Raw genomic sequence first — 13897 nt, forward strand, 5'->3', positions numbered from 1 at the left:
ATGCCTTCGGTGATGCTGGAGCCTTGCTGACTCCGGCCGCGCCTTCTGGGCGGTCAGTTCCGCGTAGTCGTCAGCTCTGGACGTGTCGTTCAACGCCCTGGCTACAGGCTGCGCAGGACCATGACGACCTTGCCGAGGATGGTGGCCTCGTCCCCGCACAGCGGGGTGTAGGCCGGGTTCTCGGGCACCAGCCAGACGTGGGCGCCGTCTCGCTTGAACCGCTTCACGGTGGCCTCGCCGTCCCCGAGCATCGCAGCCACGATCTCGCCGGTCTCGGCCGTGGCCTGCGCGCGGACGATCACAGTATCGCTCGGCAAAATGTGGGCATTCACCATGGAATCACCCGTTACGGTCAGTGCGAACACGTCCCCGCCGCCGACGAGTTGCCGGGGTAGAGTGAGCGTGTCCGTCGTGTGCTGCTCGGCAAGGATCGGCACCCCCGCCGCGATCCGGCCCACCAGCGGGGCCTGTACCGCGTCCGCAGGGACGGTGTCGGCTTCCTCGTGTTGCTCGGGGGCAGCCCACGACGTGGTCGCCAGGAGAGCTTCGCCCCGCGGGGTCAGGCTGTAGGCGCGAGGGCGCCTCGGGTCATGGCGAACCGCCTGCTTGCGCACCAGGGCGGCGATCTGATGGCTCACCGATGACGTGCTGGACAGGCCCGCCGCGGTGGCGAGTTCGCGCATGGACGGCGGGTATCCGCGCTCGCGCACACTCTTCTGCATCGCGCGCAGGATCGCGTCCTGCCGGCCGGTCAGGCTGTTGTCGAAGGTGCGTATCCCCGCGGGCCGACCGCCACGCTGTACTTGCTGCTGACCTGGCATGACGCCCCCCACATGATCGCTTGGCCCACAGTAACCCGGACCACTGACAGCAACCACCCCCATAACCACACCATTCATGCTGGGCCGCAGGTGAGGGCAGCGCAGCCGAGCCTGTCGGCGGTACTACCCTGAGCGTCGGCGGTGCGGGCCGTGACAGGACGCACTGGGGGCCCGCACCGCTTCTTCGCTGTCACGCCATGGGCCTGTCCGACGGATCATGGGCAGAAGCCAGGAAAGTATGTGCAGGTCACCAGGCGATATTCTGGGTGTGCTCCGTGGATGGCTGTGACAGTCTCCGTGCATGTCGATCGTTGACGTGTCCCCTGAGGTGTCTATCGCGTACGAGAGTTTCGGCGACCCTGGAGACCCGCCAGTCCTGCTGGTGATGGGTTTCGGCGCGCAGATGCTCGCCTGGCACGAGGACTTTTGCCGAGCACTGGCAGACCGCGGCCGTTACGTGATCCGGTACGACAACCGGGACTGTGGGCTGTCCACCAAGTTCGACGATCATCCTGTGGACATGGGCAAGTTCATCGCCGCCGTCAGCTCGGGAGACATTCCCGCCGCCCTCGCCATGGTTCCCTATCGGCTTCTCGACATGTCGGGTGACGGCCTCGGCCTGCTCACCGCGCTCGGTATCGAACGCGCCCACGTGGTCGGTGCCTCGATGGGAGGGATGATCGCCCAGGTGATGGCCCTCTCCTGCCCGGAGCGGGTGCTGACCTTGACGTCGATGATGTCCTCGACCGGCGAGAGCGAATACGGCCAGTCCAGCCCGGAGGCCCAGGCGGTGCTGTTCAGTCCCAAGCCCGCGGACCGCGAGGGATACGTTGCGGCGGCGGAGCGGGAACTGGTGTGGGCCTCCAAGCGATACGGCGACGCCTCGGTGCTGCGTGAGTTGGCCGCCGCGAGCTACGACCGCGCCTACTACCCCGAGGGGATCGGGCGGCAGCTCGGCGCGATGATCCTCAGCGGTTCACGTGCGGATGCACTGCGTGAGCTGCGGGTGCCGACGCTGGTGATCCACGGCCTGGACGACACGCTGATCGACCCCAGCGGCGGGAAACGCACCGCGGAGCTGGTGCCCGGCGCCGAACTCCTGCTGGTCCCCGACATGGGCCACGATCGCCCGCGTGCACTCTGGCCCGAACTCATCGATGCCGTGGTGACCCATACCGGTTGAGCAAGCACGTCCAGAGCAGCATTGAGGGGAGATGCGGCTGCTCCGGTACTGGTGCCGGCCTCGAGTACGCAGCCGGGCTCATTCCTCGTGCGACAGATCTCCCCGCCCCACGGACAGGCCAACGAGCCAGGCCCGCTACGGTCACATGATCCGTTGGGCAGGCCCTAGCCACCAGGCGGCGCGCTGCGGACACCGGACAGCCGCTCCGGGGGCCCAGAGCATCAGACGTAGCGTGCCCGTACCGTCCGCGCTCGTCGTGCCGAGCGTCAGTGCACGCGGCGGCCGCCGCGCTGGCGCCGCGGAGCCGGGAGACCGTCCAGCATCCATTCTTCCGCCTCCTCGCTCTCATCGTTGCTGGTCGTGGCGTAGACGGGGGCCTGGAAGAGGTTCTGCCACTGCGGTTTGGGCCTGACCGGGGTCTGCCGGGTGACGGTCTCGACACGCCGACGCTGTATCACCTCACGCATACACGCACCTCACTGCGCTCAAAAACTGTCACCTCGGGAGCATCACACGGCGCAAGTGCGACTTTTCCCGCTACATGGCACCACGGAGCCGGGTTGAGCTGGACCGGTGGGGTCGGTTGGGTGCGTTAGTTGGCACCGGATGTGCATCGTATGTGGCACTTGCGTCGGGATATCGGTCCGCAAGACATCAGTTTCGGAGTGCCGCGCCTGTCGTGGAACGGAAGGTGCTGCTCTGGAGGCGTGAATACCGAAGGAGACCCGCGTGAAGGCGGCTTGGAAGTGGTCTAGGCGCCGGAGGCTGGGTTGTGGTCGCATACGTGCCGGTGGGACGAGCTGCTCGTCCCCGTGTCGCTGACCGCTGGACGTCAGATGCTGGATCTGACATCGGGTTGGCAGCGGTGCTGGACGGTGACGTGGTGCTCGCCTTGCGGGAGCGTGACGCGGACGGTGGAGCAGTTGCGGCGAGAGGGTCTGGCCGGGGCCGGGCCCGTACGCCGGTTCTCTTGGCGCCGCGACCAGCGCCACCGGCCTGGACTGAAGTTTCTGATCAGCACCGGGCGGCTGCACGGGTTCGAGAGTCTGGCGGAGTCGGACCTGCTCCTGGCGCTGGACTTCGCCGGGGAGGTGCTCGAGGTGCTGCCGCAGCCGTTACGGCTGACGTTCGGCACGGTGGTTGGGCAGCGCGAGCACACGCCGGACTTCCTCGTCCGATCGACCGGCGGAGTCTGGCTCATCGATGTCCGCCCGGCGGCCCTGCTCGGCGAGCCTGAGGAGACCGCGTTCGCCGCGGCGGCAGAGCTGGCTCTTGCCTGCGGCTGGGGCTTCGCGGTGGCGGCCGGCTGGCGCGGGCACGTGCGCACGACACTGGACTGGTTGTCCTCGCGCCGGCGCCCGTTGTCCGATCCGCTCGGCGTCGAAGCGGGCTTGATGGAGGCCGCGGCCACGCCCGGTCGGACACTGCGTCAGCTGGCGGCCGCCAGCACCTGCCCTCCGGTGGCGCGAGCTCATCTCCTGCACCTACTGTGGCAGCGCCGCCTCGGGGTGGACCTGATGAAGCCGCTTGGCGACCAGTCCGTCATCGTGCCGGGCCGGGAAGCGTTGCCATGATGCTGCCGCTGAGTCTGTCGGTCGGCGCGACCCTGGTCCTGGACGGTCAAGAGTGGTCCGTTGAGCGGCAGGAACCGCACGCCGGCCGGGTGCATCTGGTCAGCTCCTGCGGCGGCCGCCGCTGCGTGTCCCTGCGTTTCCTGGCGAACCACCCGCACTGCCGGGCCTCCTCGACGACCGCCGCTGCGGGCGCCGCGCGGGGCCGCCAGCCCGCGAGTGCGCGCGATCTGTCTCCCGCGCAACTCGACCTCGTCAAGCTGCGTTTCGCCCATCTGATGGAGATCAACACGGGCTTTCGCAGCGGGGACCCAGAGCGCCCGGGCCTGGGCGAGCCGAAGGCTGCCTACGACCCGGAGACCACCACCTTGACCGCACGCCGCCGGGCCAAGGTTGCCGAGCTGAAGGCGTTGGATCGGCACGAGGCGCATGTGCTCGGCTTGGACCGGGTCAGCCTGCACACCCTGATTCGCTGGGAGCAGGCGCGCCGGGCCCGGGGGCTGGTCGGCTGCGCGGATGAGCGGTGGTTGCGCCGCAGCGGCGGCCACCCCAGCATGTCGGCGGAGGTGCGCGAGGCGATGCACGCCGTGCGCCTGGAGACGCTGCACGGGGCGAAGGTCAGCATGCGTACCCGCGAGCGCAAGATCCGTCAGTACGTGCGCGAGCAGTTCGGCGACAGCGTCGCGGTGCCCTCGTACGCGGTGCTGCGCCGGGTGTGGCTCGAGTGGTTCGGTCCGGGACGGCGGCGCCAGCGCTACGAGCGCTCGGCCCAGCTCCCCATGCGGGGCGGCTGCGTGCTGATCGACCGCCCCGGGCAGGTGGTGGCGCTGGATACGACGGTTTTGCCGGTGATGGTCCGCGACAGCGTCTTCGACGAGGCCGTCAAGGTGCACCTCACCCTGGCACTGGACGCGTATACGCACTCCATCTGTGCGTTTCGGCTCACACTGGTCTCCGACACGGCGGTGGATGTCGCGATGCTGCTGCGCGATGTGATGCTGCCGCTGCCGATGCGCGAGGAGTGGGGCGAGGAGATGGAATGGCCCTATCCCGGTCTGCCGGGCGCGGTGGTCGCCGAGTTCGCCGGGCATGCGGTGGCCGGGCTGCCGTTCTTCGCCCCGGAGACGGTCACCGCCGATCATGGCGCCGTCTACCGTAATCACCATCTGGTCCAGGTGCAGCAGAAACTGGGCTGCAGCATCCTGCCGGCCCGCACGTTGCGCCCGACCGACAAGCAGGCCGTCGAGCGGGTCTTCGGCAGCATTCGCTCGCTGCTGTTCGAGATGCTGCCCGGCTATACCGGGATCGACGCCAGCGACCGAGGCGCCGACCCGGAGGGCGATGCGGTCCTCACCCTTCAGGACCTGGAGCACGCGATCGCGACCTGGGTCGTGGCGATCTGGCAGAAGCGGCACCTGGGCGAGTATGCCCCGCACTGGGATCCCGGCGGGGACCACAGCCCCAATTCCCTGCTCGCCGCCTCCTTCGAGCAGGGCGGCTTCGCCCTGGAGATTCCCTCGCCGCAGCTGTACTACGAGCTGCTGCCCGAGCATGCGGTGCGCCGGATCGATGAGCGGCGCGGGGTGAAGATCCGCGGGCTGTGGTACGACGGCCCGGCCCTGGACGCCTACCGCGGGCAGCTCTCCGCCCGCGGCGGAGCCCGGCACAACCGGTGGATCATCCATCGAGAGCCGAGAGACCGGCGCACCGTCTTCTTCCAGGACCCGCTCACCCACGACTGGCACCCGCTGGCGTGGATCGGCCTGCCCCCCACCGGCACGGTCCCGGCCTTCGGCGACCAACGCGTCACCGAGCTGCTGCGGACCGTCAAAGAGGCCGGGCTGCGCCCCCGCACGGATGCCGAACTCCTCCCCCACTTACTGGCGCTGGTACAGATCCTGCATCCGGTCGACCGGTGGGCGACCCGTCTCACCAAGGCCCAGCGCGTCACGATGGCGCGCGAGCGGGAACAGGCCCGCGCCGCCGCCGTCGACCGCGCTGCCGCAAGCCCTTCGCCGCCGCAGAGCCTGACCGCCCGCGCCCCCGCGTCGCCGAGCACCGGGGCAGTCCGGCATCCGGAGGCCGGTGCCCAGGCGGGCCGTCGGCTGCCCGCCCGCCTGGGCGAGGAGGTCCGGCGCCGCAACCTGTTCGCCCTGCCCGACCAGGGCGAGGACCAGGAGGACACCTCGTGACCCCTTCTCCCCCCGCGCCGCCGTTCGTTCTCCCGCCGGACCCGGCCGACCGGCAGACCGCCGATGGCTGGCGTCAATGGCGCCTGCACCGGCATGACTTCGTCCCCGCGCCCCGGCTGACCCGAAGCGAGTTCACGGAGCTGAGCCGCCGTGAGCAGGCCCTGTACGAGCTGCACCGGGAAGCCACCCACAGCAACTTCCCGCTCCAGGAGACACCGATGAGCCGGGCCGTGGCCGAGCTCATGCGCGCGCGGCTGCGCCGCGGCGCCCTCAAGCAGAACCCGACCACACGGCGCGGGCTGATCATCAACGGCGGCGGATGCCAGGGCAAGACCGAGACCGCCTGCGAGGTCGCCGCAGCCTTCGAGGACTCCTGGCTGGCCCTGCACCATCAGCTCCACCCGGGCGCCATCCCCGGCACCCGCGATCTGCACCTCCCGGTCGCCTATGTCCAGACACCGGTGACGGCCAAGCCGAAGAGCACCTGCAAGGCGGTGCTCGACTTCTACGGCGTCGATCACAAGCGCATGGACCTCCCGGCCCTGATCCGGGCCGTGCGCCGGCACGTACATGCCCACGGCACCCGGGTGATCCTCCTGGACGACATCACCCGCCTCAAGCTGCACCGGCTCGACGACCAGGACGTCTTCGACCTCATCAAGGGCTTTATGGACATGAGCGCCACCCTCATCCTCATCGGCGTGGACGTCCCGGCCTCCGGGCTGCTGCGCGACGCCGTCCGCGATCCGCGAACCGGCGACTGGGTCCTGCCCGCCCCGCCCGCCGGAACCCCGGCGAGCGAGGGTGCAGAGACCCAGCACCAGCGGCGCTTCACCCAGGTCCATCTCGGCCCGTTCGGCTACACGAGCGCCGCGGAGGTCACCGCGTTCACCGAGCATCTGATGGGTGTCGAGGACCACCTGCGGCTCTTCGACGCGGCACCGGGCATGCTGACCTGCGGCGACATGCCCGCCTACCTGCACGAACGGACCGGTGGGGTGGTCGGGTTGCTGGAATGTCTCATCGAGGACGGCGCCGAGGCCGCCATCGACAGCGGCGAGGAGCAACTCACCGTGGAGCTGCTGGACCAGATCGCCATCAGCGTCGAGGGCCTGCCGAACCGGGACGCCGCCGCCGGGGAGATCCCGCTCCTGCCACCCCGGCACCCGGCGCCCACCGTCAGGCCCCCGGTGCGCAACACCGTCCTGGACGACCGCACCAGCGCCGTCACGCTCCCCGGGTGAGGGGACGGCCATGTCCGCTTCCGCCCCGGCACCGCTGCCCTGCAGTCTCGATCCCCTGCCCGACGAGTGCCTGCCCGGGTTCATTCTGCGTCTGTCCCACCGCCTGGAGCGCAGCCCCGCCCGGCTGCTCGTCCTCACCGGCCTGACCGCTGCCGTTCCGCGCCGGCCCGGTGGCCGGCCCGGCTACACCCTGACGATGCGACTGCCACCAAGGATCAGGGACGCCTTCGCGCACGCGACCCGGCTCACCGCCGCCGAGGCCGATGCGCTGTGTCTGGCCTCCTTGCGGCCGCGCTATCCGGTTCCGGACCTCGACGCGGTAGCGCGCGGTGGGCAACAGCGACCCGACTGGTGGGTGTTCCACGCCGCCAGCCGCTACTGCCCGCAGTGTCTGGCCGGGGACGGCTCGGCGATCCAGCAAGCACACGGCGGCGCCTGGAAGCGGGCGTGGCGCCTTCCGGTCTCCTTCTCCTGCACCACATACACGCGCTTCCTCGAGCACAGCTGCCCGCGCTGCGGCCACCTCGCTCTCCACCACGGCGGCGCCGGCACGCCCTTCCTCCCGCAGTCCACGCTCATCGAACATCCCGCCGTCTGCCGGATACTGCTGCCCTCCCCACGGCAGCGGGTGCCCTGCGGTACCCGGCTGGACCAGCACACCGCACGCCAGAGTCCGCCTTCACGGCACCTCCTCGCGCTGCAGCACCGGCTGGATGAATTACTGCAAGACCAGGGGCCGCAGACCACGACGAGCATCGGCCAGCAGGTCGCCGCGTCCACGTACTTCACCGACCTGCGCGTCGCCACCCACCTGGTCATCAGCACCTGGCCGCACGGGCGCCCCCTGGTCCAGCCCAGTGGGCTCGCCGACACCGTGGACGACTACCTCACGGCCAAGGGATCCGCGGTGAGCCGGACCCGCCCGCAGGACGCCCGGGTCACCGCCGCGTTGTTCACCGCAGCCGACACGATTCTCCAGTGCGACAGCGTGGCCGAGTCCCGCGACACCATCAGCCAGCTTCTGGAACCTGCCCGCCGCGAACGCACCGGCGGACGGACCCACTGGATGCTCCGCTTCGCCACCGACGACCTACCGCCGCACTCGCCGGCCCTACGCGCCGCCGTCCTCCCGCTCGTGCGCCGCTACACCCGCCACGGGGTCCGCGGACGCCGCGCCGGAAACGACGAACTCGGCTTCGACACCGCCCACGTGCCCCAGCACCTCCCCTCCGACCTGGCCCACCGGCACCTGCGCCCTCTCGTGCCGGGCAGGCGGGTCCCCCTGGGGCTTCACCGGACCGCCGTCGCCAGGCTGGTGCAGTCGGTTCGCGGCGGACCCCTCGGCGACGCCGCCCACTACCTGGGACTGCCCACCGCCACAACCGTCAAGGGCAACCGCATCCTGCGCGTGACCGACACGGTGCGCGCGCTGGCCGCTTCGGACGCCTTCGAAGCGGCCCTAAATGCCCTCACCCGCGACCTCGCCGCACAACCACTGATCAACTACGAGCGCCGACGCCGCACACTGGAGCACTGGACCCTCTCCGACGCGGACTGGCAGCAACTCTGCGCCGACGCCCTATGCCGTGCATCCCAGCAGCCGACACGCTGGCGGCCCCAGGAGACGGACCTGCAGGCGGCCTCCATCCTCATCTGGAGCCGGGCCACGCAGGGCGAACAACGCCTGGCACCACAGACCGCCGTGAGATACAACCTGCAACGGCTGAGGACCTTCGCCCACAGCACCGCGCCGGTCTACCGCGCGCTGCGTACCGAGATCGAGACCTACGCCGACCACCTCGCAGGCTCCGTGGACACCGGACAACAGGCGGATCCAACCCTGCGCAGGGTGTGAACTGCTCCGCTCTCGGTTGCGGTTGGATGCGGTGGCGTCCTTCGAGTGACTCGTAGTGGCCGGCATCCGGTGGGGCGTGGCTCGTTGTCAGGCTGTCACCGGCAGGATGATCGCCGACGGATGGCCGATGCGGATGCCCGAGGTCAGACGGATCCAGCGGGCGCCGGGGTAGAGGAGTACGGCCGCAATACTCTCGGGATCAATTTGCTCCTCCGGGGGACGGCCGAGGTTATGGTCGCGCAGGACGAGGAGGTCCAGAGACGCGATCTCGCACGATTCGCACAAAGAAAGCGGCAAGAACTCAGTCTCATTGGGTTCCATTTCAGCCTTAAGTAGCCTTCCAGACCACGGCCCCGTGATCACGAAGACATTGACGGGGCCAAGGCTGCCGTTGGTGATGCTGAAGGCGCGCACGGCATTGGCGGGTACCACGGGGGTGACCGGGACCTGCTCTCGGAGGGAGCCGCCCCTGCCCTGAACGAGCAGCGAGTACTCCACAGGCTCGGTCACCGGCGAGGTCGGGGTATGTTGCGCCGTACCGGTCGTGGTTCCGCATCGGGGCGCAGTTTGGTCGCTCAATGTTCCGGTTGGCCCGAGCACGGTGATCTGCTCGGCGTGCTCGACGCTCCACGCGAGGTCTACCCTCGCAGGGGCGCAGGGGTGGACTTCGCTGGGGTTGGCCGTGAACGTGATGATCCGGGGCGGCGGCGCCGGGATGTACACCGGTTGAGCTGCGAAGGATTGACGACCGCAGTGGGTCCAGCGCAGCGTGCGGATGCCGGGCAACTGCATTACGAAGTCCACTTGGGCCATGGTGCCCGGCTTGAGTATGGTCACCGTGCCCAGTTGCCCCCCTCCCTGACCGGGCCACATTAGAGCGGCTTCGATATGGGCTGCGTCTTCCCCCAGACAGGTGCCTTCGACGATCAATGACACGGGGGCGCAGGTATCCAGCGGGAGGCCGTCCGCGGTGCGGATCACGGTGATCACTGGCTCGCCGGCTACCTCGGCACGTAGAAGGGCAGGCGGATATCCAGGTACTGTCAACTCGATCTCAGCGCTGCCGCATTCGTGTCCTGCAGGCAGTTGCAGGACTGCACTGTCGGTGTCCGGGGCGATGGTCGCTGAAGCGCCCGCGATCCGTGCCGGGGCGCTCGACGCCGCCGTCATCGTCAGGCCCTCCGAGGGCGCGGGACAGGACAGGCGCACGGCAACCTCCACCGTGCCGCCGGGGTCCGTGCAGGGGCCGGTCAGTACTTCGGTGTGGATCTTTCGATAGCGGTGCACGGTCACGGAGCGCTCGGACCGCCCGCAGATCCCGCCGTGTTCCAGGCGGGATTCAACGGTCAGGGTGTATCGCACGTCCTCCGCCTCGTAGACCTGCCACTGCCCGGTCGCAGGAAGCGCTGCCCGGACGATGTCGCCGTTGTCGTCACGTCGCAGCGTGGCGCTCAGCCTCGTCCGCGTTCCCGTGCACACCTTGGCAGTTGACTCCCAGAGCAGTCGGACCGGCGTGCAGGCCTCAGCCGTCAGCTCGCTCCTACCGTCCGGTCCAGTGAAGGTCTTTATGTCTGGCGGGCCGAGAAGGGTGAAGGACTGCTCCGGCTTCCATATGAAGTTGGGAAAGGTGGCCAGGGAGTTGTTCGGGAAGTGCGGGCGGCACTGCTCGCCCAGGGCGCGAAGCTGTGTGACGGCCGTCGGCTCGAACCCGTGTATCCAGCCGACCTCGTGGCAGCCGGGGCGCAAGTTGGCGGGAATGTTGATGCGGATCTGGAAGGCGGTCCAGGCGGCGATGGTAGCGGGGTGTGTGTCGATGGCGAGGGTGGTGATGGCGTTGGCCGTCTGGGGTGGGAATAGGGTGCCTGCGGCGGGGCGGAGGATCAGTGGCCCGGTGAAGCCGTGACACATCTCCGTCGGGGTGATGCTTCCGATGGGCGGGAACACTGGCGGTGCTCCCAACGACTCCCACGAGAAGTTCAGGATTTCGCCTACGCAGACCTGCTGTTCGGACAGGCACGGCAGGGTTGGCATGCGCCATCCCTCGGGCCAGCGTGTCCAGTCGGCGCCGCGCACCGGGTCTGCGAAGTGCGGGGCCTCATGCGGGGTGTCCAGCCAGGCGCGCGCACCTTGCAGGGCTTCCTCAAGCGGGGCGGCGATCCGGTACCAGGCGGCGAACGCCCGCTCCACGAACGGGCCCGCCAATTGGCCGGGTCCGCCCGCCACCTGCACCCCCGACCAGGCAACCGGGCCGGGGTCCAGATGGGGGCCCAGACAACTGCCGCCGCCGGGAAAGTCCGGCGGTGCGTCGGGCAGCGGCTTGCCGACCTTCCCCAGGGGCATGCCGCCCAGGCGTGGCCGCAGGCCGGCCAGCGCATCAGGACGGCCCAGGCTGGCCGCACGGAACTCGGCGCCCAGGCGAGCGGCAGCGGCTAGCGCCTCCTGGAGCGGCGCTAGGTGCTGTTCCAGGGGCCATCCGCGCTCACGCAGCACGGCGGCGGTCTCGGCCAGCAGATGATCGCTCTCCCGGTCTCGCATCAGTATGGGCATCATGGGCAGCACCCATTGCTCGTCGACGTGCAGCAGCGCTGGTCAGCGGGGCAGCAGTACGCCTTTCCCTTGGCTTCCGGGAATGGGCCAGTGTTGTTTGACCAGGGTGGACAAATGCGTTGGGGCGAGGTGGGAGCTCTATTAGTCCTAATGTCGTAGCAGCAGGCGACCTTCGTTTTGGGGTCGTCGCTAAGAGTTGTGCATCGACTAGTGGGAATGCAGCACGCCAAAGTGATGTGGGTGGAAGGGTCTTTGCATTCCGTAGTGCCCTGCGGGCATAGGCATTTCCCACCCACGCAGACCGTGGCCCCTGGGCACCTATTGCCGCAGGAACCGCAGTGAAGGGAATTGGAGTTGATATCGGTGCACTCATTATTGCAGCACTGGTCGGAGGGGCAGCAGTGGCCCTGTGAAGGATCCCCGCACAGCGCAAGACCACCCGGGCATTCGCATACGCCGTTGAGACAGACCATGTCTCCGGGGCACCGGAGGCCACATCCTCCGCAGTTCGTCTTATCGGTACGGGTATTCGTGCAGGCACCCGCGCAGCAGCTTTCACCGGGCTGACAGACGCTCCCCTGGCAGCAGCGGGCAGACGGGGTGCACACGCCGTCGGGCCCGCACGGAGGACTGCCCGGAGGGCAGGTGCACACGCCGCTGATGCAGCGCCGCCCCTTAGTGTTGCAGGGATCGTTGCACCCTGCGCAGTCGGTGGACGTGCCCAGGAGAGTCGGCCGTCCGTTGCAGCACCTACGACCAGGTTTGACTGCATCGCCGCAGTTACGGCAATGAGCGTCCGTACCGAGGACGGTACAGACGCCACCACAACACACCTCGGAGGACGGATCGCACTCTGGGCCTGAACAACTGCCGCAGAAGAGCGAGTCGTTGAGGAGGTCGGCACAGTAGCCGCCGCAGTCCACGAGCGGCGCCGGACAACGACAGGCGCAGTCCAGGAGCCCTCGGACCATCCGGTAGTCGGGACAGGGCCCTGCCGCCACGTCCCGGCACGCGGCCAGAGCCTCCTCCAGCGCCTGGCTGCACAACGTCTGCCAGTTCTGTTTGCAGCCCTCGCACGCCGCGATGCTTCCCCTACAGTCCGAAGAACAGGCGCGATCGACCCCCGCCACACAGAAGGCGTGGTCGTCTGTCGCCATTTCCTCGCAGCCAAGACGTGCAGCCACATCGCAACTGTCCGCCGTCATGGTGAAGCGGGCTGTGCCGCTGTGCGGCGGCGGAGCAGGGACGGCCGCAGCTTGCGGCAACGCCGCGGCCGCGGTGAATGCGGGAAGGCGGGACACGGGAAGGCACCCGGTGGCCGGGGCGTCAGCCGTAGACCGGTGACAGCGGGCCGGCCAGGAAGGGGAAGACGTCGGTGACGTCGACCAGGCACTGCCAGTGCTCCGTCATGTCCGTACGTCGATCACGCACCGTCAGCTGCACGGCCACCACCCGCCGCTGCCCCGAAACGGCGCCCCGCCGGGCCTCCACACCGACGAACGACTTGCCGGAGCGAGCCGCCTCGAAGACAGCGCTGTACACCTTTGGATAGCGCAGGGCCACGTAGTTCAGCGCACGGTGCTCGTCGCTGCGCCCCCAGTTCCCCGCCCGTTTTGTGAAGCGTGCGAACACATCGGTCGCAACTGCACGAAACCCGTCACGTGTACGGCTGCCCGCTTCCTCCTCGGTCTCCCGACTTTCCTCCGTCCCGCTTGAGGAAAGCTGCGCCTCGACCGGGAGGGGCAGCGCGTCAACGAATTCCTGCTGGGTGAACGACATGAACTGCTGCATCGACAGAGCTGGCAGGCCAAGCGCCGAGGCTTCTGCGGGCACCGCTCCGCCAGCGGGAGGCGTACTGCCGACCACGACGTGCAGCACCTCCTGTCCATTCTCGGGCAAGGATGCCAGCAACTCGGCAATGTCCTCATCATCACGCGGAACGATCAGGTACGACTCCACGTCCTGCACAGTCAGAACCCAGCACACCTGGCGCGCCACATAGCGGTTCTCCGGACGCTCAAGAACCCGACGGAGCAACCCGACATCCCACTCCACGCGCCCGAGGGCCGCGTCTGCGCTGCTCAGCTGGTCGAACTCCTTCTCCGCCCCCAGGCTGGCGAACCGCGGCGCCAGCCGGCCCACCGCGTACACCGCCACCGCCAGCTCGTGCGTAGTGGCTGAGCTCTGCGCTTCGGCAGCGCAGCTCAGGCAGGTCGCCGCAGCCGGGGAAGAAGCGGATAACCCACCGAAGGGTGAGCTCCCGGACCCGGCGGGCAACGCACCTCCCTCCATGGAGCCGAGAAACGACCCAGCTCCCGCATTCCCCAGAGGTAACGTTTGCTTCGCGTCACTCATCGCCCCCACCAACCTTCCGAGAAGCAACAGATCTCAGGCTGTTTGGTCCCGGTTCACGGGCGCGGCTCAAGTCGCATCCAGGCGTTCAGACGCCGCGCCCGGTCCTTACACGGCGGGCACGGGGCAATT

Annotated in this window: 9 protein-coding genes; 5 read left to right on the forward strand and 4 right to left on the reverse strand. The window is 68.9% G+C overall.

What is annotated here, in order from left to right:
• Positions 1-101: 101 nt before the first annotated feature.
• Entirely contained in the window at positions 102-821 is a 720-nt protein-coding gene (lexA, locus tag ABZ877_RS30535; protein ID WP_361077578.1) for a transcriptional repressor LexA, read from the reverse strand.
• Positions 822-1122: 301 nt separating this feature from the next.
• On the opposite strand from lexA, the gene ABZ877_RS30540 reads away from it, so the two are divergent.
• Positions 1123-2004 (forward strand): alpha/beta hydrolase, encoded by an 882-nt coding sequence (locus ABZ877_RS30540; protein ID WP_361077581.1) that lies wholly within the window; start codon positions 1123-1125, stop codon positions 2002-2004.
• Positions 2005-2270: 266 nt separating this feature from the next.
• On the opposite strand, the gene ABZ877_RS30545 is transcribed toward ABZ877_RS30540, so the two are convergent.
• Positions 2271-2471 (reverse strand): hypothetical protein, encoded by a 201-nt coding sequence (locus ABZ877_RS30545; RefSeq protein WP_361077583.1) that lies wholly within the window; start codon positions 2469-2471, stop codon positions 2271-2273.
• A gap of 369 nt (positions 2472-2840) precedes the next feature.
• Here ABZ877_RS30545 and ABZ877_RS30550 point away from each other — a divergent pair, with 369 nt between their 5' ends.
• From ABZ877_RS30550 to ABZ877_RS30565, 4 genes are read left to right on the forward strand one after another with little or no spacing between them, the layout of a single operon-like run.
• Entirely contained in the window at positions 2841-3578 is a 738-nt protein-coding gene (locus ABZ877_RS30550; RefSeq protein WP_361077586.1) for a TnsA-like heteromeric transposase endonuclease subunit, read from the forward strand.
• Positions 3575-5767 carry a transposase gene (locus tag ABZ877_RS30555; protein WP_361077589.1) on the forward strand — a complete coding sequence of 731 codons (2193 nt, stop codon included), beginning with the start codon at positions 3575-3577 and terminating at the stop codon, positions 5765-5767. The genes ABZ877_RS30550 and ABZ877_RS30555 overlap by 4 nt, the downstream gene beginning before the upstream one ends.
• A complete protein-coding gene (locus tag ABZ877_RS30560; RefSeq protein WP_361077593.1) occupies positions 5764-7011 on the forward strand; it encodes a hypothetical protein in 1248 nt (415 codons plus the stop codon). The genes ABZ877_RS30555 and ABZ877_RS30560 overlap by 4 nt, the downstream gene beginning before the upstream one ends.
• Before the next feature lie 10 nt (positions 7012-7021).
• Positions 7022-8866 (forward strand): TniQ family protein, encoded by a 1845-nt coding sequence (locus tag ABZ877_RS30565; RefSeq protein WP_361077596.1) that lies wholly within the window; start codon positions 7022-7024, stop codon positions 8864-8866.
• Between the two features lie 87 nt (positions 8867-8953).
• Here ABZ877_RS30565 and ABZ877_RS30570 read toward each other — a convergent pair whose 3' ends face one another.
• Both ABZ877_RS30570 and ABZ877_RS30575 read right to left on the reverse strand, forming a co-directional pair.
• Complete coding sequence (locus ABZ877_RS30570) at positions 8954-11416, reverse strand: hypothetical protein (RefSeq protein ID WP_361077598.1); 2463 nt, start codon at positions 11414-11416, stop codon at positions 8954-8956.
• A gap of 1323 nt (positions 11417-12739) precedes the next feature.
• Positions 12740-13570, reverse strand: a complete 831-nt coding sequence (locus tag ABZ877_RS30575; RefSeq protein WP_361077601.1) for a hypothetical protein — start codon at positions 13568-13570, stop codon at positions 12740-12742.
• Positions 13571-13897: the final 327 nt, after the last annotated feature.

The sequence above is a fragment of the Streptomyces sp. NPDC046939 genome (assembly GCF_040644575.1).
Classification (GTDB): Bacteria; Actinomycetota; Actinomycetes; order Streptomycetales; family Streptomycetaceae; genus Streptomyces.

Coding starts and splice junctions, on each gene's coding strand:
- lexA (WP_361077578.1), bottom strand. CDS start 821: ATGCCAGGTCAGCAGCAAGTACAGCGTGGCGGTCGGCCCGCGGGGATA.
- ABZ877_RS30540 (WP_361077581.1), top strand. CDS start 1,123: ATGTCGATCGTTGACGTGTCCCCTGAGGTGTCTATCGCGTACGAGAGT.
- ABZ877_RS30545 (WP_361077583.1), bottom strand. CDS start 2,471: ATGCGTGAGGTGATACAGCGTCGGCGTGTCGAGACCGTCACCCGGCAG.
- ABZ877_RS30550 (WP_361077586.1), top strand. CDS start 2,841: ATGCTGGATCTGACATCGGGTTGGCAGCGGTGCTGGACGGTGACGTGG.
- ABZ877_RS30555 (WP_361077589.1), top strand. CDS start 3,575: ATGATGCTGCCGCTGAGTCTGTCGGTCGGCGCGACCCTGGTCCTGGAC.
- ABZ877_RS30565 (WP_361077596.1), top strand. CDS start 7,022: ATGTCCGCTTCCGCCCCGGCACCGCTGCCCTGCAGTCTCGATCCCCTG.
- ABZ877_RS30570 (WP_361077598.1), bottom strand. CDS start 11,416: ATGATGCCCATACTGATGCGAGACCGGGAGAGCGATCATCTGCTGGCC.